Here is a 24,132-nt window from a genome sequence, read left to right as displayed (position 1 = left end):
GGCCCGGGTCGCACGGACTCTCCCTACTGAAAGTAGGACGTGCTCTGGTAGCACCACTGACGCCTGACGAGAGATCATCTCCCTCGCGACGAGAAGTACAGTACCAGGTCGGCGGCCATGGCCCGAACCGGAGGGGAACACCGCATGACCAGCATGGAATTCAATCGCCCCGATGTCGTCGAGTACGCCGGCGGGCGGCCGATGGACGTCCACCAGCCGCCCGCCGGGACGGCCGGACCGGTGCCGGTCGTCCTGCTGTGGCACGGCCGCGGGCCGGACGAGCGGGACGTCCTGCGTCCGCTCGCGCGGGAGGCCGCCGGGCACGGGCTGCTCGTGCTCGTGCCCGACTGGCGGTCGGACCGGGAGGACGGAGGGCGGGCCGAGTTGCTCGCCTCCCTCGCGCACGCCCACGGCACGGCCGCGCAATTCGGCGCAGACCCGGACCGGCTCGTCCTCGCCGGCTGGTCGATGGGCGGCCGGGAGGCCGTCGCCGTGGCGATCGGCCCCCGCACTCCCGCCGGACCGCGGCCGATCGCGGCGGTGGGCATCTCCTCCAGCTACGCCCGCCCGGCCGTCACGAACGGCGTCGTGCCGGTCGAGCTCCTGGCGGAGGCGCCCTCGCCCGTCCCGCTCTGGCTGGTGCACGGCACGGAGGACGACGTGCTCGGGCCCGAGCACAGCCGACTGCTGGCCGGTGTGGCCGCCTCGGCCGAGCTGCTCGAACTCCCCACCGACCACGCGGGCACGGTGATGACGGAGTACAGCCCCGAGGCGCAGCGATGCCTGCCCGCCACCGCCGGGAGCGCACTGGACGCGGGCCGCCGCGTCGCCGCCGTGCTCGCCGAGGCGGCCGGGCTGTCGTAGGGCCGTGCCACGATCCTCACCATGGACGGAATGCCGATCGACGAGGACGAGTTGATCGCGCGCGTTCGCCGGCGGGCGGCCGCGGACGCCACCCCGCCGGCCGCGCCCGCCACCGCCGAGGAAGTCGTGGCGGCGGAGGCGGCCCTGGGCCTCGCCCTCCCGCCACTGCTCGTCCGGCTCTACCGAGAGGTGGGCGACGGCGGCTACGGCCCGGACGGCCACCTGCTCTGGCCGCTGCGCCGGATCGTGGCCGCCAACCCGCGCCGCACCGCGCCCGGGGGCCGACCGGTCGGCGTCGTGTCGGTACTCGACTGGGGCTGCGCGATGTCGGCCGTGGTGGACTGCCTGCGCCCCGACGCCCCCGTCCTCCTCCACGAGCCGAACGCCGAGCCGCAGGACCCGGCGGACACCTGGTTCGAGGACCGCCCGTCGCTCGCCCGGTGGCTGGCCGACTGGCTCGACGGGCGCGCGTGGTGGGAGGAGCACGTGATGATGGACGAGCGGGACGGCGAGATGCTCCCGCGCTGGCCGGACGCCGCCGCCCGGATCGCCGCACCCTGACTCGACGACCGGCCTACTGCCCGGCCGGCGCGAGGCTCACGCCGTGGCTGCGCTCCAGCGCCTCCAGCTCCCGCTGGAGCGGCGGCTTGGGCACGGCCAGCACCGGGCACGTCGCGTGCCGCACGCAGTAGGCGGTGACGGACGGGCGCAGCAGGCGGCCGAGCCGGCCTCGACTGCCCGCGCCGAGGACGAGGAGGTCGCCGGGACGGTCGGCGCAGCGCACCAAGGTGTGGCCGGTTTCGCCGCGGACGGCCAGGCAGCGCAGCCGCACTCCGGCGTAGCCGCCGCCGAAGGCCTCGTCGAGGGCCTGGCGGAGGCGGGCGACGGCGGCGTCGCGGCCGGCGGTGAGCATGGGCGGGCAGGGGGTGCGGCGGTAGGCGGACTCGCCGCCGGCCGGGGTCCAGCAGAGGACGGCGAGGACCTCGGCGCCGGTGCGGCGGGCCTCGGCGACGGCGTGGTGGAGGGCGGCGAGGCTGCCGAGGGATCCGCTGAGGCCGACGACGATCCGGTCGTTGGCACGGTCGCCGTCGCCGAAGGCCGCCGCCCCGGATTCGCCGCTGTCCGCCATGGCCCGTCCGCCTTCCGCTCGGGGGCGGCCCGCGCCGCTTGGTACGAGTGCCGCCCGTGTCGTCACATGCAAAACGGCCGGAGGGGCCGAAGGGATCCCCGTTGACGGAGCCCTGACGCGCCGGCGGACGTTCCGTACGCGCTCCTGATGCCGGGGCCGCCGGGTGCACCGCCGGGAAACCGCCGCCGGGAGCACCCCTCACCTGCACCGGGCCGTCCCGAACCGCCCCCGGTGATCAACTACGCTGGACGGAAACAACAGACGACGGGGGAAGTCGTGGCCGCTGTGACGGAGTTGAGGTACTACCCGATCAAGGGATGCGCGGGGATCGCGGTCGAGCAGGCCGAGCTGACGACCGCCGGGCTGACGCACGACCGGGAGTTCATAGTCGTGGACGAGGACGGAATCTTCCGCTCCCAGCGACGGGACCGGGCCCTCGCCACCGTCCGCCCGTCCGTCTCCGCCGACGGCGGCCGGCTCACGCTCGAGGCGCCGGGCGTCGAGGCGCTCACCGTGCCGGTGGACACCGAAGGGCCGCGGCGCCAGGTCGAGCTCTTCGGCGCACCGTTGCGCGGCATCGACCAGGGCGACGACGCCGCCGCCTGGCTGTCCGACGTGCTCGGCGCACCCGGCCGGCTGGTGCGCGTGCCGCCGGAGCACGACCGGGTCACCGACGGGCTCGTCCCCGGCACCTCCGGGTACGCCGACAGCTGCGCCGTCCACCTGCTGTCCCGGGAGTCGCTGGACGACTACAACGCGCGCACCGGCGAACCCCCGCTCGCGGCGGACCGGTTCCGCCCCAACATCGTCGTGACCGGCTGGACCGAGCCGCACACCGAGGACCTCGCCCGCCGGCTCACGATCGGCGGGGCCGAACTTGCCTACGCCAAGCTCGCCGTGCGGTGCGCCGTGACGCTCGTCGACCAGTCGACCGGCGCCAAGGCCGGCCCGGAACCGCTGCGCACCCTGGCCCGCTACCGACGGGCGGCGGGCGGCGGGGTCGTGTTCGGCGCCAAGTTCGCCGTGCTGCGCCCGGGCACGCTGCGCGTCGGCGACGAGCTCGCGGTGGCCGACTGGGGACCGTCCGAGCGCTGACCCGACCGACGCCGAACTCCGGTACCCGGCACGGCCGGTGGCCCCGGCGGCAGGCGCACCGCCGGGGCCCGGGTCGGGCGGGGAAGGGTCTCAGCAGGTCTGGTCGATCAGCGAGAACGTGGCGTAGTGGTCGCCCGTGTAGTAGTCCTCCTGGGTCGCCTGACCGGTGATGATCCGGCGGGCGCCGCGGGTCGGGGCTCCCGGCGTGATGACGGTGTACTCGTGGTAGTAGCCGTAGGACTGGCCCGGGAGCACCTGCTCTCTGTTCTGGAACACCACGCCGTCCTGGGAGTACGGGAACGGACCGTCGGTGGCGATCAGGTTGAGGGTGTCGGTGGCCTCCGGCGGCAGCGCGGAGAGGCAGACCGTGCCGCTCACGTCGGCGTGCGCCTCGGTGGCGACGGCGACGGGCGCGAGGGTCATCAGGGCGACGGCGGTGACGGCGGCAGCGCGGGTCTTCCACGCGCGTAGAGTGCGGGTCATGACAAACAGTCTGGCGAGCCACCGGCCCATCCGGAAGGCCTGAGCCAACTTTTTACCCACCGGTAACTTGCTTGCCCAGCAGGCGACTTGACGGATACTCCGACCGTTTCCGTGACACCGCGAGCACCCTCCGCGAGACCGTCCACGAACCACCCTCACCCCACCGGAACCGTACGTTCCCCATGCATCTCCGGCATGCGTCCCTGCCGCGCCTCCCCGACGTGTGTCCCCGACATGCGCCCCCGACCGGCATCCCGACTTGCTCACACCTTCGTGACGCTCCCGCCCCGGCCCGGTCGGGCCGCATAGAGTGTCGACGGCTCCGGGATCCCGATCATGGACGGGCCCACCGGCGGGCTCAGGACCCAGGACCTAGGACGCAGAGCGCAGGACCCAGGACGCAGAGCGCAGGACCCAGGACGCAGGACTCAGAGCGCAGGACGATCACCAGTGGGGGCGGGCATGGGTACGGGAACAGCACTGACGGCGCACCAGCTGATCGGGCTGCTCGTCGACCCCGGGAGCTTCCGCACCTGGGACGAGCCCGCCGACCCCCACCCCGCCGACCCCGGCTACCGCGCCTCGCTCGCCCGCGCCCGCGCCCGCACCGGCCTGGACGAGGCCGTCCTCACCGGCACCGGCCTGATCGGCGGGCGGCCGGTGGCGCTCGTCGCCTCCGAGTTCGGCTTCCTCGGCGGCTCGATCGGCGTCGGCACCGCCGAGCGGATCACCCGGGCCGTCGAGCGGGCCACCGCCGAGCGGCTGCCGCTGCTCGCCCTGCCGGTATCCGGCGGCACCCGCATGCAGGAGGGATCCGCCGCCTTCCTCTGCATGCTGCGCATCACCGCCGCCGTCCAGGCGCACCGGGCCGCCGGCCTCCCCTACCTCACCTACCTGCGGAACCCGACCATGGGCGGCGTCTTCGCCTCCTGGGGCACGCTCGGCCAGCTGGTGTTCGCCGAGCCCGGTGCCCGCCTCGGCTTCCTCGGCCCGCGCGTCTACGAGGAACTGCGCGGCGTCGAGCTGCCGGCCGACGTCCAGCGCGCCGAGACACTGGCGGAGCGCGGGCTCGTGGACGCCGTCGTACCGCCGGAGGAACTGCGCGAAGTGGTGCGCCGCTCCCTCGCGGTCCTGACGTCCGCCCCCTCTCCTCTCTCTACGGCTTCCACGACTCCCCTATATGGGGAGAACCCGGGAGACAACGCAGGGGGGAACGCGGGCGAGAACGTGAGCACGTACACATCCGGGGAGACCGCCCCCGAACCGCATGCCCCCACGGACGCCTGGGACTCCGTCCGCCGCACCCGCCGCCCCGACCGCCCCGGCACGCGCGAACTGCTGCGCCGCACCGCCACGGAACTCGTCCTGCTGGACGCCCCCGGCGGCCGAGCCGGAGCACTGGTCCGCGCCCTCGCGATCCTCGGCGGGCAGCCCGTGCTCGTCGTCGGCCAGGAGCGCGGGACGCCCGACCACGAACGCCCCTTCACCGCGGCCGACCTGCGGGCCGTCCGCCGCAGCGCCCGCCTGGCCGAGCAACTGGGCCTGCCGTTGCTCACGGTGGTGGACACGGCCGGCGCCGAACTGTCCGCGCAGGCCGAACTGGACGGCGTCGCCGTCGAGATCGCGCACTGCCTGACCACCCTGCTCGCGCTGCGCACCCCCGTCCTCGCGGTCCTGCTCGGCCAGGGCTCGGGCGGCGGGGCGCTGGCCCTGCTCCCGGCGGACCGCGTGATCGCCGCCGAGCACGCCTGGCTCGCACCGCTGCCACCCGAGGGCGCCTCCGCGATCGTCCACCGCGACGGCGCACACGCGGCCGAGCTGGCCCGGGCGCAGGGCATCGGCGCGGGCGACCTCGCGCGGGTGGGCCTGGTGGACGAGGTGGTCCCGGAACGGCCGGATGCCGCCGACGAGCCGGACACGTTCTGTGAGCGGCTCGGGGCCGCCGCCGCGGCGGCCCTCGGCCTGCTCGCGGCGGTTCCGGAGGCGGAACGCTTCGCCGCGCGGGCCGACCGGCACCGCCGGCTGGGCGATCCTCGCTCTCGGTGACCGAAGGCGTGTGGCCCCGGTCTCACCGGAGGCTAGATCGTCTGTACGCAAAGTGGCGGTCGCGGGTCGCCGGGTGACACCACCGGGCCCCTAAACGGTGAGTGCGCTCACAGGGAATCCCAGCCAACGACAGGCCGTAGTAGTGCCGACGCGGCGTAACCGCCGTTTGCGACGATTCGCCCGCGGTCGGACATCCGGCCAGGTCGGAGCGCATCCGAACGACCCCGGCGATCATTCCTGCGAATCGATGGCGGTCGGCCGATGTACGACCGCGGATCGTATCGAGGGGGTCTTGGCGGCGGCCGATCCGGTCTGGCAACAATGGCTCTCGTCGTCAGCCGCACCGGCTCCTGTCCCGCCGGTGAACGGCTTACCGCCGAGTCGCGCCCCGCAACCGTCGGCCCCTGTCCGGCCGTGGTCCTGGGCGAGGCGCGACCCGGCCTAACCTGATTGAGGTCTTGTTCTTCATGCCCGCTTTCAAGCTCCGTATGCGTACCTCTGCCGCCGTTCTCGCCGGCACCGCCGGTCTGACCGCCCTGGCCGCCGGCGTGATGCCCGCCGCCGCCAACGCCGCGACCGCCTCCCCGCAGGCCATCGCCGCCCAGATCGTCCCGGCGAACCAGCTGGCCTCCTTCAGCCAGATCATCTCCCACGAGTCCGGCTGGAACGTGACCGCGACCAACCCGACCTCGGGCTCCTACGGCCTGGGCCAGGCCCTGCCGGCCTCGAAGATGGCCTCGGCGGGCCCGGACTGGAAGACCAACCCGGCCACCCAGATCAAGTGGGCGCTGAACTACATGAACACCCGCTACGGCAGCCCGAACGCCGCCTGGGCCTTCTGGCAGGGTCACCACTGGTACTAAGCCGACCCCCTCGGCAGCACCGACGCATACCCGCCTCCTGCACCACTCCCCCTCACCCCGGGGGCCGGACAGGGGCCACCAGGGTGACCACGGAAGGGCCCGTGCCCGCGCGATCCGCGTGGCACGGGCCCTTCCGTGGTTTCCGCGCTTCCGTGCTTCCGTGCTTTCCGCGCTCCCGCCGGTCAGCCCCCGCACCGGCCTCCGGGCGCCGCCGTCAGAGCTCGCCCGTGAGCCCCAGCAACTCTCGCATCCGCGCGTACTTGGCGCGCAGCCGCTCGGCCGTCGCCTCGTCCAGCACCGCGAGCCGCGCGGGGTCGGAGTTGTGGGCCAGATCGGCGCGCTTGACCAGCAGCGCCCCCGGAGTGGCCAGGATCCGGGCGGTGTACTCCTCGACCGGCTCGCCCGGCCGCTTGGTCAGCGCGTCCACGATCGCCTTGGTGGACTCCGGCAGCGCGGCGCCCTCCAGCCACTCGCGGCTCAGCCGGTCGTCCTCGACGGTGTCGTGCAGCCAGCCCGCCGCGACCTGCGCCTCGCTGCCACCGCGCTCCGCCGTCCCCCGCGCCACCGCGGCGATGTGCTCGCTGTAGGGGTGGCCGTTCTTGTCGACCTGCCCCTCGTGCGCGCGCCGTGCGATCGTCTCCACCTCGGCCAGGCTCAGATAGTCCATCGGCTCATCGTAGGGCCCGCGCGACACCGCCGGTCCGGGAGCAACACCGCAGGGCCGGCCGTGACACCGCCGGGCCGGGACGCGACACCGCGGAGCCGGGCCGGGACACCGCCGGGCCGGGCCGCGAACGACCCGGGTCCATGATCGACCGCTTGACGCGGCTGGTTTACTGCCCCGGGCGGGCGACCCCCGCCGGACCAGGCGTCCCACGCCGAACCAGGCAGCCCGCGCCGTACCAGGCGCCCCCCGCCGGCCCGGGCGACCCGAGCGATCCGAGGAACCATGCACGCCCTGCACCCCTTGCTCTCCGGATTCGCGCCCATCTGGGCCCTGACCGGGGTCGGCTACCTCGTCGGCCGGTCCGGACTGCTCGGCCCGCAGGCGGAGGCGGTGCTCAGCCGCTTCGTCTTCCACGTGGCGATGCCCGCCGCGCTGTTCCTGATGATCGCCCGCACCCCGCTGGAGCGGTTCGCGAACGCCTCGATGCTGGCCTTCGCCGCCGGCACCGCCTTCGCGACCGGCCTCGGACTGCTCGCCGGGCAGTTCCTGTTCCACCGCAAGCCCGGCGAGCTCGCGATCGGCGGCATGGCCGCCGGCTACGTCAACTCGGCCAACCTCGGCATACCCGTGGCGATGCAGGTCCTCGGCGACGCCTCGTTCGTCGCGGCGGTCGTCCTCCTCCAGATCCTGTTCGTCACCCCCGCCGTGCTCGCCGTCCTCGACGGCCGCGGCGCCGGGCTCCGCGCCCTGCTCACCCTCCCGCTGCGCAACCCCATCCTGCTGGCGACCGCGCTCGGCGCCGTCGCCTCCGCGACCGGCCTGCACCTGCCCGCAGAGCTGAACCACTCCTGCGAACTGCTCGGCGGCGCCGGCGTCCCGACCGCGCTCGTCGCCCTCGGCATCTCGCTGCACAACCGCCCGCCCGCGGACGCCGGCTCGCGCCGCGCCGAGGTCGGGCTGACCGTGCTGGTCAAGACGCTCGTCCAGCCGCTGGCCGCGTACGCCGTCGCCGCCTTCGTCCTCCACCTGCCGCCGCACCAACTGCTGACCGTCGTGCTGTTCTCCGCACTGCCGACCGCGCAGAACGTCTACGTCTACTCCCGCGAGTACGGGCAGGGCACGTCGCTCGCCCGGGACGCGGTGCTGTGGTCGACGCTGGTGTCGATGGCGACGCTGTCGGTGATCAGCTGGTCGCTCGGGTCCGCGTGACCCCTGGCCTCATGCGCCGGACCCGCCGCCCTCGCCGCACCCCCGGGCCTCGCCGAACACCGCCACCCGCACTACGGCGACACCTGGTTCCGAACCCGGTTCCGACCGGGGCCGGCCCCCCGTTCCGGTCGGGTTCCGACTCTCCCGCCGGCGGCCCCGGGCTCACATCCCGCGGGCCGCCGCCACCACCTCCGTCATCGCCAGCAGGAAGCGCCGGGCCGTCGCCAGCTCCGCCGCGTCGAACCGGCCCATGGCACCCACCAGATCGCCGATCAGCCCGCCGAAGAAGCCCTCCCCGAGTTCCATCGCACGCTCCTCGACCACCAGCCGCACCTTGCGCCGGTCCCCCGGGTCCCGTTCGCGCCGGATCAGGCCGAGCCCCTCCAGCCGGTCCACCAGCCCGGTGGTGCCCGCCGAGTTGAGCCGCAGCGCCTCACCGAGCCGGCCCGGGGTGACCACCTCCCCGGCCCTGGCGGCGTCCAGCAGGTGGATCAGCGCCCGCAGATCGGTCGGGTGCAGCCCGTTGCTTGCCGCGAACTCGGCCCCGAACAGGTCGAGTTCGACGGTCAGTCCGCGCAGCAGGTGGACCAGCCGCATCGGCTCCTCGACATCGGACAACCCCGGCCTCCTTCCTCGGCACCCCCTGGTGCCATATTCTCTCGTTGAGCGAGATACTTGTGCAGCGAGTGATTCCATCATTCCAGCGGAGGCCCGCCATGTCTGCGACCGCACCTGCCTCACCGTCCGCGCCGGCCGCGCGCACCGCGCCCTTCTTCGCCGCGTACGACGCGCTCCTCGCCCGCTGGCCCCTCCCGGTCGAGCCGGTCGAGGTCCGCACCGCCCACGGCACCACCCGGGTCAACGCCTGCGGCCCGCGCGACGGCCGCCCCCTCGTCCTGCTCCACGGCGGCGGCGCCACGTCCGCCATGTGGTTCGCCGTCGCCCCCGCCCTGGCCGCCGCCGGGCACCGCGTCCTCGCCGTCGACCTCGTCGGCGACCCGGGCCGCAGCGTCCACGACGGCGCCGCGCTCGGCACCGTCCCCGGGCTCATGGCGTGGCTGGACGCCGTCCTCGACAGGCTCGGCGTCCAGGAGGCCGACCTCTGCGGCCACTCCTACGGCGCCTGGACCGCCGTCGAGTACGCGCTCCACGCGCCCCGACGGGTCGGACGCGTCGCCCTGCTCGACCCCAACAACGTCTTCACCGGCTTCCGCCCCGGCTACCTGCTTCGCGCCCTGCCGCTCTTCCTCCCCCGCCGCACCGCCGACCGCGCCCGCTCCTACCTCGCCTGGGAGAGCGGCGACACGCCCCGACTCGACGCCGGCTGTCGCGAGGTGTACGCGCTCGGGTACGCCGACTTCCCCGCCTCCCGCACCGTCACCGGCCCCCGCCCGACCGCCGACCGCCTGCGCACGCTCACCGCCCCGACGCTCGCCCTGTTCGCCGAACGCAGCCGCGCCCACGACGCCCACCGCGTCGCGGACGCCACCCGTCGTGCCCTGCCCGACGCCACCGTCGCCGTCCTCCCGGGCCTGGCCCACCACAACATGCCGGTGGCCGGGGCGGAGGAGGTCAACCGGCGGCTGACGGAGTTCCTTTCACGGAGGAACCACTGACGCCCGATCGGGTGCGCGAGCAACGTACGAACACGTGGACCGCTTCAGACGTCGGCCGGGCCGCGCGGCGCGGCGCACAGGAGCCGCCGGACGGCGGTCCATCCGTCGCCACCAGGGCGAGCGTCCAGCCGTGGCGCCGAGCTCCACGACGGCGACGGCTGGTTCTTCCGGGCCTCCGGCACCCTCCCCGCCAGCACCCGCTGCGGGCGTGCCCCGTTGCGCGTTGGCGATCCGGGCCTGTCCGCCGCGGCGGCGCCGTGCTGCCGGCCGTGGCGGCGCTGATCACGGTCGTGTTCGTCCCGGCCGCGGCGGAAGGCGGCGGGCGGGTGACTCCCCTGGCCGCCGCGGCACCCACCCGGGCGCTGCGGCGGCCCAACCCGGCTGTGCCGGGGGCGGGTTCAGCCACCGATGCAGCGGATCGGTTCAGTAGATCAGGTAACCGGGGCGGTGCCCCTCGTCCTCGATCTCCCCGGTGGCCTGGACCCGCAGCTTGCGGGACAGCTCCTCCAGGGCGCGCGAGGCCGCGACCTCCTCGCCGATCCGGGCGAGCGGACGGTCGTCCGCGCTCTTCACCGACTCGCCGTGCGCATTGAGGCCCGGTGCCCTCGCGCCGGTCAGCCTCGCCTCGCACGTCGTGTGCACGCCGTCTTCGTCGAAGCTCAGCTCCACGTCCCACTGGTTGTGCATGCCACACCTCCTGGCGCCGACCCCCGTCGCGCGTGTCCCGGCCGGCACGGATGGTGAACCGCGGACGGCCGCTCACACCAGCGTGCGCCCGCCGCGCCCACCCCGGCAAGCGCGGGCGCCGGCTGCGGGTTCGCCCGGCTCCGGCGGCCCCGCGCTGCCCGGCCCCGCGCTCCGCGTTGAGCCGGCCCGACGTCGAACGGCCCCGTCGGCGCCCCGGCGGTACGCTGACGGAAGGCGCCGCGACCGCTGCCCGACCCAGGACCGCCGACGCGGCGCGGGCAGCGATCCGCCGACGGCGACCGGCAACCGGCGATCGGCGACGTCGGGGCAGCGACACACCGGGTGGTCCCTCCGTGGCGGTCTTCCTCCTCGCTCTGAGCGCCGCCTGCTGCCTGGGCCTCGGGTTCGTCCTCCAGCAGCACGCCGCGCAGCGGGCCCCACGTGCCGACATGCTGCACTGGCGACTGCTGCTGGACCTGATGCGGATGCCCGAATGGCTGTTGGGCACCGGGTTCATGGTCAGCGGACTGATCCTCTCCGCGCTCGCGCTCAACAACGGCGAGGTGTCGCTCGTCGAACCGCTGCTCGCGACCAACCTCCTGTTCGCCATGGCCCTCTCCCGGGTGCTGACCCATCAGACCCTCGGCCGCTCCGGCTGGGCCGGGGTCCTGCTGCTGGGACTCGGGGTGACGGCGTTCATTGTGGCCGGACGGCCCTCCGGGGGCGGAGCGCCCGCCGGGGAACTGAGGCACTGGCTGGTGGTCGGCACCGTCGTCGGACTCGTCCTGCTGCTGGTGTCGACGGCCCGGAAACTGCCGCTCTTCGAGGAGGCGACGCTGCTGGCCCTCGCCGCCGGCCTCCTGTACGGACTGCAGGACGCACTGACCCGCACCACCACCCAACGGCTCGACCACGACGGGCTCTCCACCGTGCTGCACACCTGGCAGCCGTACGCCGTGATCGTGGCGGGCGTCGTCGGACTGCTGCTCGTGCAGAGCGCCTTCGAGGCCGCGCCGCTGCGGATGTCCCTGCCCGCGCTCACCGCCGCCCAGCCGATCGCCGGAATCGCCTGCGCGGTCGGCTTCCTCGGCGACCGGCTGCGGGTGACCCCGGGCGCACTCGTCTGGGAGTCCCTGGGGCTGCTCGCGATCGTGATCGGGGTGATCGTGATCGGCCGCCACCCGGCGATGCCCGGCACCGTCCACGACACCCTGGAGAGCATCGGCGCGCCCCCGGACGACGGCGCCGACGAGGGCACGCCGGAGAGCAGCACCCCCGGCAGCCCGACGGTCGGCCCGACCGACCGCGACGTGAACGGCCCAGCGGACGACCGGACGGACGATGGCCCGTCCGACGACCCGTCCGACGACCCGGCGGGCGGCCCACCCGAGGGCCCGTCCAACAGCCCACCCGACGGCGCCGCGAAAGGTTAGGCGGCCGGATGTGCTGGAGCGCGCAAGCGGACGCGGTGGCCGGTGGCGTGGTCGTGGGCCTCGGCGTCGTGTGCCTGGTCCGCGCCCGCCGTTCCGGCCGCCCGCAGCGGTTGCCGCTCGCCGCGCTCCCGCTCGTGCTGGGCGCGCACCAGCTGATCGAGGCGGTCGTCTGGCTCGGCACGGACGGCGATCTGCCCGCCGCACTCGCCGACTGGGCGCGCACCGCCTGGGCGGCGATCGCCCTGCCGCTCCTGCCCCTGTACGTCCCGGCCGCCGTGTGGTGCGCGAGCACCGAACCGGGCCACCCGACCGGGCCGGCGGACCGCCGCCGCGTGTCGGCGGGCCTCACGCTGCTCGGCACGGTCGTCACCGTCCCGCTCGCCATCGCCGTCGCCGCCCACCCGGTCATGGCCACCGAGCACGGCCACACCCTGTCGTACGGGATCGGCGTGCCGCACCCGGCCGTCCTCCTGGCCGGTTACCTCCTCGCCACCATCGGTTCCCTCGTCACGGGCGGCGACCGCGACCTGCGCCGCCTCGGAATCCTGACCGGCCTGGCCGCCGGCCTTTGCGCCCTGCTCTGGCGGATCGCCTTCCTCTCCACGTGGTGCGCCCTCGCGGCGCTGGTCAGCGTGCTACTCGTGCACTGGGCGGGCCGCCCTCCGTACGCACCGACGCCGGGTGGTACCGGGCGTCCTTCCGGGGCCAGTCGTGCGCGAGGAACGGCGGCCGGTCCACCCGGTCGAAGCACCGCACCAGGAACTCGGTGAACGTCCCCGTGGTCTCGAACCACTCGCCGCACTCGCTCCGCACGATGATCCGCCAGTCGTCCGGGCCGGTTCCTCGGCGAGGAACCCGTACGTGTTGGCCTGTTCGTCGGTGCCCCACAGGACGAGCCCGCCCGCCTCGGGGCGGAACGGCCACGGGAAGCGCTGGCAGTCCTCCGGCCCGCGTGGCCACCCGTGCTCCCAGAACCGCTCGACCTCCTCTGCACTCCCCTCCATCGGCAGCTCCGACTGCACCTACTCGTCGACCGTGCCCGAGCCGTAGAGGTCCAGGAACGCCTTGTCATCCGTCGGCAGTCGGAGCCCGAGCCAGGCTTCCGGAGGCGCCCACAGCTCGGCCTGCGCCGACCCCCACGGCACGGGCTCGCGCAGCAGTTGCCTCAACCGGCCGAGTGCTCCGTCAGCCATCACCGCACCCCTTCCGACTCGTACGCGCCGCATTCTGCGCCGCCCCGCCGACAGCCCCACCACCAGCTGCAACTCCCCCGCCGCCCGGCGCCGCCTACCCCCGTGCAGGTTCCGGAGCCCGGTCCGGTTCTTCCGCCACCGCCGGGGCGTGGCCGCGCAGGCGGTCCATCTCGCGCCACTCCCGGCGGAGACCGGCCGCGCCCGTGGTCACGAAGTACAGGACCCCGGACGCGACCAGCACGGGTATCAGCCCGACCAGCGCCACCGCCGCGCCGGCGAGGAGGCCGCCGAGGGGGATCCCGGCCCAGGCGAGGGAGTCGCCGAGGGCGTGGACGCGGCCCAGGAGCGGGCGCGGCACCCGCTCGAAGAGCACCGCGCCGAGGATCGGGTTGAGGAAGCCCGAGCCGAAACCGGCCACCGCGAACACCGTCGCCACCGTCCACAGCGGGGCGCCGGACGCGAGCACGAGGAAACGCGGTGCCCCGGCGAGCAGGAAGCCGGCGAAGAAGACCACGCGGCGCGGCAGCCGGTGGGCGACGCCCGCCGCGATCAGGCTGCCGGCCACGGCCGCGATCCCCATGGCACTGCCGGTGAGGCCGATCGCCGCCGGGCCGCGGCCGGAGTCCTGTGCCCAGACCGGGACCAGCACGGTCGCGAAGCCGGCGTCCAGCAGGTTGGTGATGCCGATCATCACGATCACGGTGAGCAGCAGCGGTTCGGCGCGCAGGAAGGTGTAGCCCTCGCGGAACATCCGCCAGTACCCGCCGCCGCCCTGTGCCGCCGCGCCCGGTTCGACCGCACCCGGTCCGGCCACGGCGGCCGGGGCCGCCGTCCGCCCCATCCCGCGCGGCAGCGCGAGGGCGATGATCAGCGAACCCAGCGCGAACGCCGCCGCGTTGACCACCAGGCCGGCCATCGGGCCCGCCATCGCGACGAGCCCGCCGCCGACCGCCGGGCCGAGCGTGGAGGCGAGCCGCTCGGTGACGCCGGAGAGCCCGGTGGCGCGCTCCAGCGGCACCCGCGCGCGGTCCGCCGCCTCCGGCACCATGACGGACTTGGCGAGGTCCCCCGGGCCCCGCATCGCGCCGATCACCGCGACCATGCCGAGCAGCAGCCCGAACGGCAGCAGCCCCAGCCCGTGCAGCAGCGGAACCAGTCCGGCCGCGACGGCACTCACGGCGTCCGTCGTCCAGGAGACGACGCGCGGGCCGAGGCGGTCGACCAGGGGCCCGGTCAGCGCCTTGACCAGCACGTACGGCGTCATCTCGGCGAAGGCGACCAGGCCCGTCATGGTGGCGCTGCCGGTCGTCGCGAGGACGAACCAGGGCAGCGCGACGGCCGAGACCCGGGTGCCCGTCAGCGAGACGGCCGAGGAGGCCAGCACCCCGACCAGCGGCCGGAGGTTCCGCGCGGGGGCGGGGGCGGGGGTGGTGGTCATCCTTGATCCCCCTCCTGGTCGGCCTCCGCCGTGGCCTTCGGCTCGGGCAGCACGTGGACGACGACGGCCACCGGCTCGGCGCCCCCGGGCACCGGGCCCTCGGCGTCCAGCCGCCGGTAGCGCGCGACCACGGCGGCCAGGTCGTCGGCCAGTTGCCCGGCCTCCTCCGGCGTGAGCCGGAGCACCAGGTCGCTCAGGTCGACCGCCTTGCGCCACTCGCGCGGCATCGTCTCGAAGGCGTTGAGCGCCCGCTGCCCGGTCAGCGTGTGCGCGGCGAGGACGGACCGCAGGTACCCGACGACCGTCTCCAGCTCCTCGTCGGCCTGGTCCTCCCCCGTCCAGACCGTGAGCATGTGCACCGAACGCCACCACCGCTCGCGCGCGTTGCCGCGCCCGGGGTCCTCCTCGACGAAGCCCGCGGCGGCGAGCTGGCGGAGGTGGTAGCTCGTGGCCCCCGAGTTCAGCCCCAGCTGCTCGGCGAGCCTCGTCGCCGTCGACGGGCCCTGCTTGCGCAGCAGCCCGACCAGTTGCATGCGCACGGGGTGGGCCATCGCGCGCATGCCCTTGGCGGTGAGTACTGCATGTGGATCGTCACTGTGCATCCAGCCACGGTCATCGGTCATGGCATGAGCGTAGGAACACAAAGAGTTCTTTGCAAAGGATTTTTTGCGAAGAACTCTTTGCGGTCCGCGCGGCCGCCACGGACCGGACTCCACCGGACGCGTCACTCGTGGGCGACCGCCAGGATCAGGACCACCGTCAGCCCGCCGCCGGGCGTCGCCTCCACCGCGACCCGCCCGCCGGACGACAGCACCAGACCGTGCAGGGCGGGCCCGACCGGACCGTCGGGCCGCACGCCCGCGAGCAGCCACTCCCGCGCCTCCGGGAGCTCGTACGCGCCGCGGTCCGCCACCCGGATCTCCACCCGCCCGCGCGTCCACCCGAAACCACCCGGGCCGGCGCCCGCGCCCGGCCCGAGGCCCGAGCCGAACGCTCCCAGCCCCGGCAGCGCCGGCGCGGCCACCGCGTCGGCCCGCACCAGCACCCGTGCGCCCACCGGGCTGCGCCGGACCGCGTGGTCGACCAGCCCTCCGAGCGCCGCCTCGAGCCGCCGGGCGTCCCCGGCCACCACCGGCAGCCCGGGTGCGACGCGGACCGTCACCGCCGCCGCCCGCCCGCCGCCGCGGACCACCCGGCGCACCACCTCGGCGACCTGGACGTGGCGCGCCCGCGGCTCGCACCCGGTCCTCCGGTCCGTCCAGCCCAGGCGCACCAGCTCCGGCCGCGACAGCGTCTGCGGCCCGGCCATCACCCCCTGGTGGAACGCTCCGGCGGTACCGTCCCGGCCGCCCACGCTCACGCTCCGGGCGCCGCCCGGCCGCCCGAATCCACCCGGCCGCCCGAACGGCCCCGGCCGCCCCTGACCGGCGGAACCGCCCAAGGCACCGAGCACCCGCGCCCCCGACGCGACGTAGCCCCAGAGCTTCCCGCGTGTCATACCCTGCCCCTCGCACGTCACCGGCGGCCGTCGTCAACTCCGCGACCGGCCGGTGCGGGCCGCTTGCCCGACCCTCCCGCCCAGCCTGCGCCCCCTCCGCCCGGGTGACAATCGGGCCAGGGGGCGCGAAACAGGCGTACTCCCCCCGCCGAGCGGCCGGTCACACACCCCCCGACCGGCGGGGAGCGGGCGAACCAACGGAGAACGGGCAGGTAGCGACAGGAGAACCAGGGGAACGGAGCAGCGAGAGCACCGGCAACCCGACAGGAATCCAGCACAGGCGGGCCGTCGGCCCCCCGCCCTAGACTGGCCCCATGCCCCGGCTCAACGACCAGGTGCGGGAGCTGCTCCAGGAGTACGCCGACCTGATCAACATCACCGGCGGGGACGCGTTCCGGGCCCGCGCCTACGAGAAGGCCGCGCGTGCGGTGGGCGGTCACCCGGAGGACGTCGCCGGGCTGGACGCCAAAGGCCTCCAACAGATCCCCGGCGTGGGCAAGTCCACCGCGGAGAAGGTCGCCGAGTACCTCTCCACCGGCCGGATCGGCGCACTGGAACAGCTGCGCGCCGAAATCCCGTCCGGTGTAAGGGAGATGATGGCCGTCCCCAGCGTCGGCCCGAAGCGCGCCCTCGCCCTCTACCGCGACCTCGGGATCGCGTCCGTCGACGAGCTCGCCGAGGCGATCCGCGGCGACAGGCTCGGCGGCGTGGCCGGTTTCGGCGAGCGCAGCGGCGAGAAGATCCTGCACGGCATCGAGTTGATGCGGCAGTCCGGCGGGCGCACCCTGCTGGACACCGCGACCGAGCTCGCCGAGCAGCTCGTGGCCGCGATCTCCGCGGTGCCCGGCTGCACCCGGTGCGCGTACGCGGGTTCGCTGCGCCGGATGCGGGAGACGGTCGGCGACATCGACGTCCTCGCGACCGCCGAGGACTCCGCCCCCCTGATGGCCGCGCTCACCGAACTCCCCTACGTGGCCGAGGTGATAGCGAGCGGGCCCACCAAGACCTCGGTGCTCACCAGCGGCGGCGTGCAAGTGGACCTGCGCGTGGTGCCGGAGGAGGACTGGGGGGCGGCGCTCGTCTACTTCACCGGTTCGAAGGCGCACAACATCAAGCTGCGCACGATGGCCGTCCGGGCCGGCCTGAAGCTGTCCGAGTACGGCCTCTTCGAGATGCGCGGCGACGCGGACGGCAAGGCGGACGGCAAGGCGGACGGCAAGACCAAGGGAAGAGCGGTCGAGGGCGCCAAGGTCGTGTCCGCGACGGAGGACGAGGTGTACGCGGCGCTCGGCCTGCCCTGGATCGCGCCGCCGCTGCGCGAGGACCGGGGTGAGGTCGAGGCGGCACTGCGCGGCGAACTCCCTGACCTGGTCCAGGAGTCGGACCTGCGCGGCGACCTCCACACGCACACCGACCTGACCGACGGGCTGGCCACCCTGGAGGAGATGATCGACACCGCCGCCGCCCGCGGCTACTCGTACTACGCCGTCACCGACCACGCACCCGACCTCGTCATGCAGCGGATGACCGACGACAAGATGCTCGCCCAGCGTGAGAAGCTGCGCCAACTGGCGGGCCGCCACAAGACGTTGCGCCTCCTGCACGGCACCGAGCTGAACATCGGCCCGGACGGCGGCGTCGACTGGCCGCCCGAGTTCCTGGCCGGCTTCGACGTGTGCGTGGCCTCGGTGCACTCGCACTTCGGCCTCGACCGCGCCGCCCAGACCCGCCGCCTGGTCCGCGCCTGCGAGAACCCGTACGTGCACGTCATCGGCCACCTCACCACCCGCAGGATCGGCCGGCGCGGCCCGATCGACGTCGACCTGGACGCGGTGTTCGAGGCCGCCGCGCGCACCGGGACGGCGATCGAGATCAACAGCTCCCCGCAGCGCCTGGACCTGCGCGACGAGGACGTGCTGCGGGCGAAGAGGCACGGCGTGCGCTTCAGCATCGACAGCGACGCGCACGCGACGCCGCACCTGGCCTACCCGCGGTTCGGCATCGGCACGGCGCAGCGCGCGTGGCTCACCGCCGAGGACGTCGTCAACACCTGGACGTGGCAACGGCTGAAGCGCTTCCTCCGCAAGGACGCGCTGCGCTGAACGCCGTGGGCGGCCATGTCGCCTCAGGACCGCCCGAGGACGTCAGCCGAACGACGCCCCCGGCGAGGCGAGCACGCGCGCCGCGCTGCGGTGTCCGAGCCCGGCGGCCAGGTGGAGGTCACCGGCGTCCAGGAAGCCGGCGAGGAACCCCGCCGCGAACGCGTCCCCCGCGCCGGTCAGGTCGCGCACGTCGGCCACCGGCGGCACCGGCACCGCGAACGGCGGCTCGCCCGGCACGTCGACGGTGGTCGCGTCGGCGCCCGCCTTGGTCACGACCGTGGTGGCGGCGAGGCGCGCCCGTTCCGGCCCGGGTGTCCCGTCGGCCAGCAGCCCGAGGTAGGCGGACTCGGAGCGGTTGGCGAACACGAAGGTCGGCGCCAGCTCGGCCAGCAGGCCCAGGAACCGCTCGCGCCCGAACTGTTCCAGCATGCCCGTCGACGAGGCGTCCACCGAGGTGGTGCCGCCCGCCCGCCGCACCCGGGCGAGCGCGTCGACGGCGCTCCTGCCGACCGGCTCGCCGTCGAAGGAGTAGGCGGGCACGTGCAGGTGGGTCAGGCCGGCCAGCCACGCGTCCGGCACGCGGTCCAGCAGTGTGGCGGCGCCCCGGTCCGGCAGCATGGTGCGCTCGCCGTCGCGGTCGATGAGCACCACGACGCTGCCGGTCCGGCCGCGCCGCTCGACGCGCACGTCCACGCCGTGGCCGGTCAGTTCGGCGACGACGCCGTCGCCGACCGGGTCGTCCCCGACGCAGCCGATGAAGCGGGCCGGGACCTGCCCGGCCGCGAAGCACGCGACGTTGGCGGCGCTACCGCCGCGCCGGCGGAACACCCGCGCGGCGGAGTCGGTGCCGTGGCGCAGCGGGCCGTCGACCCACACGACGACGTCCTCGACGAGGTCGCCGAGCACCCCCAGCACGGCTCAGGCCTTTCGCGCGGCGGCGAGCGCGGTCGCGATCTCGCCGCCGAGGCGGACGTTGCCGCGGTAGACCTCGACGTTGACCTCCAGGCTGCGGCCCTGCGTGTCGCGCTGGATGAAGTCGAGCAGGAACGGCGTGGACGCGTTGCCGGTGACGCCCCGGCGGTCGGCCTCGGCCCAGGCGCGGGCGAGGATGCCGTCGAGCTCCTGCGGCGGGAGCTGCTTGGCGGGGTCGACCGGGTTGGCGATCAGGACGGCCTGCGGGAGGTCGAGGCCGTCGCGCGCGTCGATGACGCGGGCGGCCTCCTCGGGCGAGTCGACGCGGAAGGTGATCTCGTGGCCGGAGTCGGTGACGTAGAAGCCGGGGTACCTGGTGGTGCGGTAGCCGATGACCGGGATGTTGAAGGTCTCGAAGCGCTCCAGGGTGGCCCGGATGTCGAGGATCGACTTCACTCCGGCGCTGATGACGGTGACCGGGGTGGCGGCCAGCGTGGTCATGTCGGCCGACTCGTCGAAGCTCTCGGAGGCGCCGAAGTGCACGCCGCCGAGGCCGCCGGTGGAGAACACCCGGACGCCCGCGCGGTGGGCGAGGAAGGCGGTGGCGGCGACGGTGGTGCCGCCGTGCCGGCCGAACGCCGCGACCACCGGGAGGTCGCGCAGGCTGACCTTGTCGATGCCGTCGGTGGCGGACAGTTCGGTGATCTGCTCGGTGCTCAGGCCCACCGTCGGCACGCCCGCGTGGACGCCGATGGTCGCCGGGACGACGCCCGCCTCCCGCAGCCGCTCCTCGGCCTCCAGTGCCACGGCGAGGTTGCGGGGGCGCGGCAGGCCGTGGGTGAAGATGGTCGATTCGAGGGCGACGACGGGCGTGCCCCCGGCGACCGCCCGGGCGACCTCGTCGGAGACCCGGATGGCCTCGGGGCTGGGGGTGGTGAGTCCGGTCATGGTGGACGCTCTCTGTGACATGCCACTGCGGCGGGGCAAGGTGATGATCAGCGTACGGACGGCTCGGATCGGGATCCAGAATGAGTACTGCCCCTTCCCATAGGCTTTGAACTATGGGTCTCACCTTGCGTCAGCTGGAGGTCTTCCTCGCCGTCGCCGACACGCTGCACTTCGGCCGGGCCGCCGAGCGGCTGCACGTCTCGCAGCCGACGGTCAGCCAGGAGGTCGCCCGGCTGGAGCGGACGGTCGGCGTCGAGCTGTTCGACCGCAGCCGTCGGTCGGTCCGCCTGACCGAGGCCGGCGAGGTGATGGCCGCCGAGAGCGCCCGGCTGCTCGAACAGGCCGGGTCGCTGCTGGCCCGGGTGCGGCTGCACGAGGAGTCCCGGCTGGGCACCGCCCGGATCGTCGCCTCGCCGAGCGTGGTCAACCGGCTCCTGCCGGCCGTGATCAGCCGGGCCGAACAGGAGCTGCCCGCGCTGGTGGCGGCCGAACTCGCCGTCGACACCGGGCAGGTGTCCGCCACCCTGGCCGCCGAACTCGCCGACATCGGCCTCGGCCGCTTCCTCGCCGAGGTGCCCGGCTACCGGCTGGAACGGATCGCCGACGAGCCGGTCCGGGTGGCGCTCGGGCGCGACCACCCGCTCGCCGGGCGGGACGCCGTCCGGCTCGCCGAACTGCGCGACCTGCCCCTGCTGCTGTGGCCGCGCGAACAGCACCCGCGCTACTACGACCACGTCCTCGGCCTGTGCGCCGACCGCGGCGTGGACCCGCCGGTGCTGGTCAGCCCGCCGCGCATCGTCGGCTCCCGGCTCTACCTGCTCGCCCGCAACCGCGCGTTCTCCCTCGTCCCCGGCTCGATGACCGGCCACCTCACCGGCGACGTCGCCACCGTCCGCCTGGAGGGCCGGGCCACCCTGCCGCTGGAGATGCAGTGGCGCCTCGAGGACCGCCGGCCCCGGCTCGCGGCGCTGCGCGACCTGATCCGGCAGGAGGCGGCGGCGCTGGAGGCGGACCGCTGGGGCCGACCTTGCCGGAATGCGCCTTGACGGCCCCGCGGGCACCTTGACGGTCACATGCCACCGCCGGAAGGATGCGCGGATCGTCCACCCGGCCCGCGGGCACCACGCCGTGGGCCGCCCGACCCGAGCCCCGAGGACACCCGTTGGCCGTCCGCCCCCTGCTCCGCCGCGCCGCCCGCTTACTCGGCGCCGCCGTCCTGACCCTCACCGCGGCCGTCACCGCCGCCGGCCCCGCACACGCCGACTTCGGCTCCGGCTACCACGACCCGTACACCGCCGAGAAACCGCTCACCCGGCCCGACACCCGCTCGTGCACCGTCGAGGTCATGCACGAGCGCGAGTTCCGCAACGGATACGGCAACCCGCCGGACACCCCGTACGACGCCGCCCTCACCCCGCCCGCCGACTGCGCAGGGCCGTGGTCCGCCGTCGTGCTGGACCTCCACGGCCAGGTCGCCGGGCGGCAGTTCGACCGGATCTTCAGCGTGCGGATCGGCGGCGTCCAGGTGCTGCTGTCCTCCACGCCGGAGCCGTCGAAGGACGGCATCCGCTGGAACGTCGAGCACGACGTGACCCGCTACGCGCCGCTGTTCGCGGGCGGCCCGCAGCCGTTCTCCTTCGACCTCGCCAACGTCACGGACGCCACCTACACCGGCGTCTACAGGATCTCGGCGAGCCTCACCTTCTACACCACCTCCGACCGCTGGCCCGCCCCGCACACCGCGGACCGGCTCCTCACCACCGGCCCGTTCTCGCTCACCCAGGCCGCCCCCACCGCCACCGGGGACGTCACCTTCCCGCAGAACCTCGAACGCCTCACCGCCGAGGTCTACACCCGCGGCGGCGGCGCCTGCGAGGAGTTCGCGTACGCCTCCGCGCCCGACGCCTTCGTCAGCGCCAACCCGGGCCTCGGCGCGTGCGGCAGGGGCCCGTTCCGCGAACTGCGGCTCACCGTGGACGGCCGGGTCGCCGGCGCCGTCTGGCCCTATCCGGTGATCTACACCGGCGGCTGGGACCCGCTGCTGTGGCGGCCCGTCCCGAGCCTCTTCGCCTTCGACCTGCCCGCCTACCGGCTCGACCTCACCCCGTACGTCGGCCTGCTCCTCGACGGCCGCCCGCACAGCGTCGGGATCACCGTCAACACCGCCGAGGCGCAGAGCAACGACGCCTGGACCGGCCAGGTCAACCTCTTCGCCGACACCGACCACGGCACCGACCGCACCACCGGGCAGCTCACCGAGTACCGCGTCGCCCCCGAGGCCGCCGTCACCACCGCCCTCGCCGACCACGGCGGCGGCAGCGGCGACTGGACGGTCGGCGCCGGACGCCACGACCTCGCGCGCGGCTGGGTGCAGACCTCGCACGGGCGCGTCACCACCGAGGTCCGCGACGACCTCTCCTTCAGCTCGGCCCAGCGACTGCGCGACGGCGGCAACGACGTGGCCCTGCACAACGGCACCGACCTCACCCGCTCCACCGCCACCTGGGGCGGCGGCCCGCACCGCACCACCACCGTCCACGAGTCCGAACCGCTCGCCGTCACCTACCGCCTCACCCACGACGCGGCCGGCACCACCGACCAGGTGACCTCGATGGACCTCGGCTACCACCGCGTCGCCACCGCGGCCACCGGCGGCCACGTCACCTCGGTCGCCACGGTCGACCACACGCTGCGCCCGACCGCCCACCGCCACGACGGCGACCGCACCGTCCGCACCGGAGGCAGCACCGAGGACTACCGCAGCACCGGGCCCGACGGGCCGTACCGGCGCACGATCACCACAGTGGACGGCTGGCCCGTGTCGTAGCGGTCACCCGCCGCGAAAATCGTCCGAATTCGGGCGAAAAAACCCTGGCGCACGGCGCCGGAGAAGCGCATCATGAGAAATGGACCTGCGAGGTAGACGAGGAAGTTCGACCGCAGGAGGCAGTGGCGACAGATCGAGACGGATCAGGGTCTGCCGCTGTTAACTACCTCGGTCGACGATCGAACTCCACGGCCGGAGGACACCACGTCCGGAGGCCGCCCCTCCGCCTCGCAGGTTCCGCGCGTCCACGGAGCAGCCCCTCGGCTCCGTGGACCGCATCTTTCACGCCCGCTGGCTCACGCCCGCTGACTCACCCCTGCTGGCTCACCCCTGCTGACTCACCCCCGCTGGCTCACCCCCGCTGGCTCACCCCTGCTGACTCACCCCCGCTGGCTCACCCAGGCCAACTCACCCCGACCGGCCGGGCACCGCGAACCCCATCTCCCAGGCGTGCACCGCGATGCCCACCCGGTTCCGCACCCCCAGCTTCCGCTGGATGCTGGCCACGTGCGTCTTCACCGTCCCGGCCGAGATGAACAGCTCCGCGGCGATGTCCGCGTTCGTCCGCCCCGCCGCGACCTGCCCGGCGATCTCCACCTCGCGCTCCGTCAGCGCCACCACGGGCGCCGGGCGGCCGGCACCGCGGCGCGGCGCCGTCACGTGCCTGAGCAGCCGCACCGTGACCGACGGACTGATCAGGCTCTCGCCCCCGGCCGCCGCCCGCACCGCCTCCGCGAGCAGCGCCGGCCCCGAGCGCTTCAGCAGGAACCCGGACGCGCCGAACTGCAGCGCCGGGTAGACGTATTCGTCCAGGTCGAAGGTGGTCAGCACCACGACGTGCACGGACCCCGCGAGCCGCCGGGTCACCTCCAGCCCGTCCATGCGCGGCATCCGGACGTCCACCAGCGCCACGTCCGGCCGCAGCCGCGCGGCCAGTTCGACGGCCGCGACCCCGTCCGCCGCCTCCCCCACGACCTCGATGTCCGGCTGCGCCTCCAGGATCCGCCGCACCCCGCGCCGGACCGCCTCCTGGTCGTCCGCGATCAGCGTCCGGATGACCCGCTCCCCCGGAGCCCCGTTCGTACTCGTCACGCCCGGCAGTCTCCCACGCGGGTGCCGTTC

At 74.5% G+C, this 24,132-nt stretch carries 23 protein-coding genes and 1 pseudogene; 12 read left to right on the top strand and 12 right to left on the bottom strand.

Going from position 1 to position 24,132, the window contains the following annotated elements; all coding sequences use genetic code 11:
• Positions 1–144 precede the first annotated feature (144 nt).
• The gene (locus AB0C76_RS03590) at positions 145–864 is read left to right on the top strand and encodes an alpha/beta hydrolase (RefSeq protein ID WP_359959058.1); all 720 of its coding nucleotides are present in this window, start codon (positions 145–147) and stop codon (positions 862–864) included.
• Positions 865–885: 21 nt separating this feature from the next.
• Positions 886–1,425: an SMI1/KNR4 family protein gene (locus tag AB0C76_RS03585; RefSeq protein ID WP_359959055.1), complete on the top strand. Its 540-nt coding sequence runs from the start codon at positions 886–888 to the stop codon at positions 1,423–1,425.
• 13 nt (positions 1,426–1,438) lie between these two features.
• Here AB0C76_RS03585 and AB0C76_RS03580 read toward each other — a convergent pair whose 3' ends face one another.
• The gene (locus AB0C76_RS03580; RefSeq protein WP_359959052.1) at positions 1,439–1,993 is read right to left on the bottom strand and encodes a universal stress protein; all 555 of its coding nucleotides are present in this window, start codon (positions 1,991–1,993) and stop codon (positions 1,439–1,441) included.
• A gap of 276 nt (positions 1,994–2,269) precedes the next feature.
• On the opposite strand from AB0C76_RS03580, the gene AB0C76_RS03575 reads away from it, so the two are divergent.
• Entirely contained in the window at positions 2,270–3,088 is an 819-nt protein-coding gene (locus AB0C76_RS03575; protein WP_359959049.1) for an MOSC N-terminal beta barrel domain-containing protein, read from the top strand.
• A gap of 90 nt (positions 3,089–3,178) precedes the next feature.
• Here the strand turns inward: AB0C76_RS03575 and AB0C76_RS03570 are convergent, their stop codons facing one another.
• The gene (locus AB0C76_RS03570) at positions 3,179–3,511 is read right to left on the bottom strand and encodes a ribonuclease (RefSeq protein ID WP_359959640.1); all 333 of its coding nucleotides are present in this window, start codon (positions 3,509–3,511) and stop codon (positions 3,179–3,181) included.
• Positions 3,512–4,033: 522 nt separating this feature from the next.
• On the opposite strand from AB0C76_RS03570, the gene AB0C76_RS03565 reads away from it, so the two are divergent.
• Positions 4,034–5,617 carry a carboxyl transferase domain-containing protein gene (locus AB0C76_RS03565; protein ID WP_359959046.1) on the top strand — a complete coding sequence of 528 codons (1,584 nt, stop codon included), beginning with the start codon at positions 4,034–4,036 and terminating at the stop codon, positions 5,615–5,617.
• Between the two features lie 488 nt (positions 5,618–6,105).
• Complete coding sequence (locus AB0C76_RS03560) at positions 6,106–6,480, top strand: transglycosylase SLT domain-containing protein (protein ID WP_359959044.1); 375 nt, start codon at positions 6,106–6,108, stop codon at positions 6,478–6,480.
• Between the two features lie 214 nt (positions 6,481–6,694).
• Here AB0C76_RS03560 and AB0C76_RS03555 read toward each other — a convergent pair whose 3' ends face one another.
• On the bottom strand, positions 6,695–7,147 hold the full coding sequence (locus tag AB0C76_RS03555; RefSeq protein ID WP_359959041.1) for an HD domain-containing protein: 453 nt from the start codon (positions 7,145–7,147) through the stop codon (positions 6,695–6,697).
• Positions 7,148–7,429: 282 nt separating this feature from the next.
• On the opposite strand from AB0C76_RS03555, the gene AB0C76_RS03550 reads away from it, so the two are divergent.
• Entirely contained in the window at positions 7,430–8,356 is a 927-nt protein-coding gene (locus tag AB0C76_RS03550) for an AEC family transporter (protein ID WP_359959038.1), read from the top strand.
• Positions 8,357–8,518: 162 nt separating this feature from the next.
• Here AB0C76_RS03550 and AB0C76_RS03545 read toward each other — a convergent pair whose 3' ends face one another.
• The gene (locus AB0C76_RS03545) at positions 8,519–8,953 is read right to left on the bottom strand and encodes a MarR family transcriptional regulator (protein WP_359959637.1); all 435 of its coding nucleotides are present in this window, start codon (positions 8,951–8,953) and stop codon (positions 8,519–8,521) included.
• A gap of 119 nt (positions 8,954–9,072) precedes the next feature.
• Between AB0C76_RS03545 and AB0C76_RS03540 the strand changes: the two genes are divergently transcribed.
• Complete coding sequence (locus AB0C76_RS03540) at positions 9,073–9,972, top strand: alpha/beta hydrolase (protein WP_359959036.1); 900 nt, start codon at positions 9,073–9,075, stop codon at positions 9,970–9,972.
• Between the two features lie 423 nt (positions 9,973–10,395).
• On the opposite strand, the gene AB0C76_RS03535 is transcribed toward AB0C76_RS03540, so the two are convergent.
• Positions 10,396–10,659 (bottom strand): dsRBD fold-containing protein, encoded by a 264-nt coding sequence (locus AB0C76_RS03535; RefSeq protein ID WP_359959033.1) that lies wholly within the window; start codon positions 10,657–10,659, stop codon positions 10,396–10,398.
• Between the two features lie 353 nt (positions 10,660–11,012).
• Between AB0C76_RS03535 and AB0C76_RS03530 the strand changes: the two are divergent.
• Positions 11,013–11,852 (top strand): annotated as a pseudogene (locus tag AB0C76_RS03530) (DMT family transporter); the annotation flags it as partial.
• 248 nt (positions 11,853–12,100) lie between these two features.
• The gene (locus tag AB0C76_RS03525) at positions 12,101–12,862 is read left to right on the top strand and encodes a DUF6629 family protein (protein WP_359959030.1); all 762 of its coding nucleotides are present in this window, start codon (positions 12,101–12,103) and stop codon (positions 12,860–12,862) included.
• A gap of 252 nt (positions 12,863–13,114) precedes the next feature.
• On the opposite strand, the gene AB0C76_RS03520 is transcribed toward AB0C76_RS03525, so the two are convergent.
• The 4 genes from AB0C76_RS03520 to AB0C76_RS03505 form a co-directional block, all read right to left on the bottom strand.
• On the bottom strand, positions 13,115–13,285 hold the full coding sequence (locus AB0C76_RS03520; protein ID WP_359959027.1) for a hypothetical protein: 171 nt from the start codon (positions 13,283–13,285) through the stop codon (positions 13,115–13,117).
• Between the two features lie 94 nt (positions 13,286–13,379).
• Positions 13,380–14,723, bottom strand: a complete 1,344-nt coding sequence (locus tag AB0C76_RS03515) for an MFS transporter (protein WP_359959024.1) — start codon at positions 14,721–14,723, stop codon at positions 13,380–13,382.
• Positions 14,720–15,346 (bottom strand): helix-turn-helix domain-containing protein, encoded by a 627-nt coding sequence (locus AB0C76_RS03510; protein WP_359959021.1) that lies wholly within the window; start codon positions 15,344–15,346, stop codon positions 14,720–14,722. The genes AB0C76_RS03515 and AB0C76_RS03510 overlap by 4 nt, the downstream gene beginning before the upstream one ends.
• 101 nt (positions 15,347–15,447) lie before the next feature.
• On the bottom strand, positions 15,448–16,077 hold the full coding sequence (locus tag AB0C76_RS03505; RefSeq protein WP_359959018.1) for a hypothetical protein: 630 nt from the start codon (positions 16,075–16,077) through the stop codon (positions 15,448–15,450).
• A 458-nt stretch (positions 16,078–16,535) separates the two neighbouring features.
• Here AB0C76_RS03505 and polX point away from each other — a divergent pair, with 458 nt between their 5' ends.
• Positions 16,536–18,323, top strand: coding sequence for a DNA polymerase/3'-5' exonuclease PolX (gene polX, locus AB0C76_RS03500; RefSeq protein WP_359959015.1), 1,788 nt, complete (start codon positions 16,536–16,538; stop codon positions 18,321–18,323).
• Between the two features lie 42 nt (positions 18,324–18,365).
• Here the strand turns inward: polX and AB0C76_RS03495 are convergent, their stop codons facing one another.
• Positions 18,366–19,238 (bottom strand): PfkB family carbohydrate kinase, encoded by an 873-nt coding sequence (locus tag AB0C76_RS03495; protein WP_359959012.1) that lies wholly within the window; start codon positions 19,236–19,238, stop codon positions 18,366–18,368.
• Positions 19,239–19,241: 3 nt separating this feature from the next.
• The gene (locus tag AB0C76_RS03490) at positions 19,242–20,183 is read right to left on the bottom strand and encodes a pseudouridine-5'-phosphate glycosidase (protein ID WP_359959009.1); all 942 of its coding nucleotides are present in this window, start codon (positions 20,181–20,183) and stop codon (positions 19,242–19,244) included.
• Between the two features lie 113 nt (positions 20,184–20,296).
• On the opposite strand from AB0C76_RS03490, the gene AB0C76_RS03485 reads away from it, so the two are divergent.
• A complete protein-coding gene (locus tag AB0C76_RS03485; RefSeq protein WP_359959006.1) occupies positions 20,297–21,229 on the top strand; it encodes a LysR family transcriptional regulator in 933 nt (310 codons plus the stop codon).
• Between the two features lie 116 nt (positions 21,230–21,345).
• Positions 21,346–23,010: a peptide-N4-asparagine amidase gene (locus tag AB0C76_RS03480; protein WP_359959003.1), complete on the top strand. Its 1,665-nt coding sequence runs from the start codon at positions 21,346–21,348 to the stop codon at positions 23,008–23,010.
• Between the two features lie 408 nt (positions 23,011–23,418).
• Here AB0C76_RS03480 and AB0C76_RS03475 read toward each other — a convergent pair whose 3' ends face one another.
• A complete protein-coding gene (locus AB0C76_RS03475) occupies positions 23,419–24,102 on the bottom strand; it encodes a response regulator transcription factor (protein ID WP_359959000.1) in 684 nt (227 codons plus the stop codon).
• Between the last annotated feature and the right edge of the window lie 30 nt (positions 24,103–24,132).

The sequence above is a fragment of the Kitasatospora sp. NPDC048722 genome (assembly GCF_040650235.1).
Taxonomy (GTDB): Bacteria; Actinomycetota; Actinomycetes; order Streptomycetales; family Streptomycetaceae; genus Kitasatospora.
The sequence above is the reverse complement of the archived record's forward strand: the minus strand, read 5'-3'. Positions and strand labels throughout refer to the sequence as shown.

What these genes read in the sequence shown, in the direction of transcription:
- AB0C76_RS03590 (WP_359959058.1), top strand. Translation starts at nt 145, where the DNA reads ATGACCAGCATGGAATTCAATCGCCCCGATGTCGTCGAGTACGCCGGC.
- AB0C76_RS03585 (WP_359959055.1), top strand. Translation starts at nt 886, where the DNA reads ATGGACGGAATGCCGATCGACGAGGACGAGTTGATCGCGCGCGTTCGC.
- AB0C76_RS03580 (WP_359959052.1), bottom strand. Translation starts at nt 1,993, where the DNA reads ATGGCGGACAGCGGCGAATCCGGGGCGGCGGCCTTCGGCGACGGCGAC.
- AB0C76_RS03570 (WP_359959640.1), bottom strand. Translation starts at nt 3,511, where the DNA reads ATGACCCTCGCGCCCGTCGCCGTCGCCACCGAGGCGCACGCCGACGTG.
- AB0C76_RS03565 (WP_359959046.1), top strand. Translation starts at nt 4,034, where the DNA reads ATGGGTACGGGAACAGCACTGACGGCGCACCAGCTGATCGGGCTGCTC.
- AB0C76_RS03560 (WP_359959044.1), top strand. Translation starts at nt 6,106, where the DNA reads ATGCGTACCTCTGCCGCCGTTCTCGCCGGCACCGCCGGTCTGACCGCC.
- AB0C76_RS03555 (WP_359959041.1), bottom strand. Translation starts at nt 7,147, where the DNA reads ATGGACTATCTGAGCCTGGCCGAGGTGGAGACGATCGCACGGCGCGCG.
- AB0C76_RS03550 (WP_359959038.1), top strand. Translation starts at nt 7,430, where the DNA reads ATGCACGCCCTGCACCCCTTGCTCTCCGGATTCGCGCCCATCTGGGCC.
- AB0C76_RS03545 (WP_359959637.1), bottom strand. Translation starts at nt 8,953, where the DNA reads ATGCGGCTGGTCCACCTGCTGCGCGGACTGACCGTCGAACTCGACCTG.
- AB0C76_RS03540 (WP_359959036.1), top strand. Translation starts at nt 9,073, where the DNA reads ATGTCTGCGACCGCACCTGCCTCACCGTCCGCGCCGGCCGCGCGCACC.
- AB0C76_RS03535 (WP_359959033.1), bottom strand. Translation starts at nt 10,659, where the DNA reads ATGCACAACCAGTGGGACGTGGAGCTGAGCTTCGACGAAGACGGCGTG.
- AB0C76_RS03525 (WP_359959030.1), top strand. Translation starts at nt 12,101, where the DNA reads ATGTGCTGGAGCGCGCAAGCGGACGCGGTGGCCGGTGGCGTGGTCGTG.
- AB0C76_RS03520 (WP_359959027.1), bottom strand. Translation starts at nt 13,285, where the DNA reads ATGGCTGACGGAGCACTCGGCCGGTTGAGGCAACTGCTGCGCGAGCCC.
- AB0C76_RS03515 (WP_359959024.1), bottom strand. Translation starts at nt 14,723, where the DNA reads ATGACCACCACCCCCGCCCCCGCCCCCGCGCGGAACCTCCGGCCGCTG.
- AB0C76_RS03510 (WP_359959021.1), bottom strand. Translation starts at nt 15,346, where the DNA reads ATGACCGATGACCGTGGCTGGATGCACAGTGACGATCCACATGCAGTA.
- polX (WP_359959015.1), top strand. Translation starts at nt 16,536, where the DNA reads ATGCCCCGGCTCAACGACCAGGTGCGGGAGCTGCTCCAGGAGTACGCC.
- AB0C76_RS03490 (WP_359959009.1), bottom strand. Translation starts at nt 20,183, where the DNA reads ATGACCGGACTCACCACCCCCAGCCCCGAGGCCATCCGGGTCTCCGAC.
- AB0C76_RS03485 (WP_359959006.1), top strand. Translation starts at nt 20,297, where the DNA reads ATGGGTCTCACCTTGCGTCAGCTGGAGGTCTTCCTCGCCGTCGCCGAC.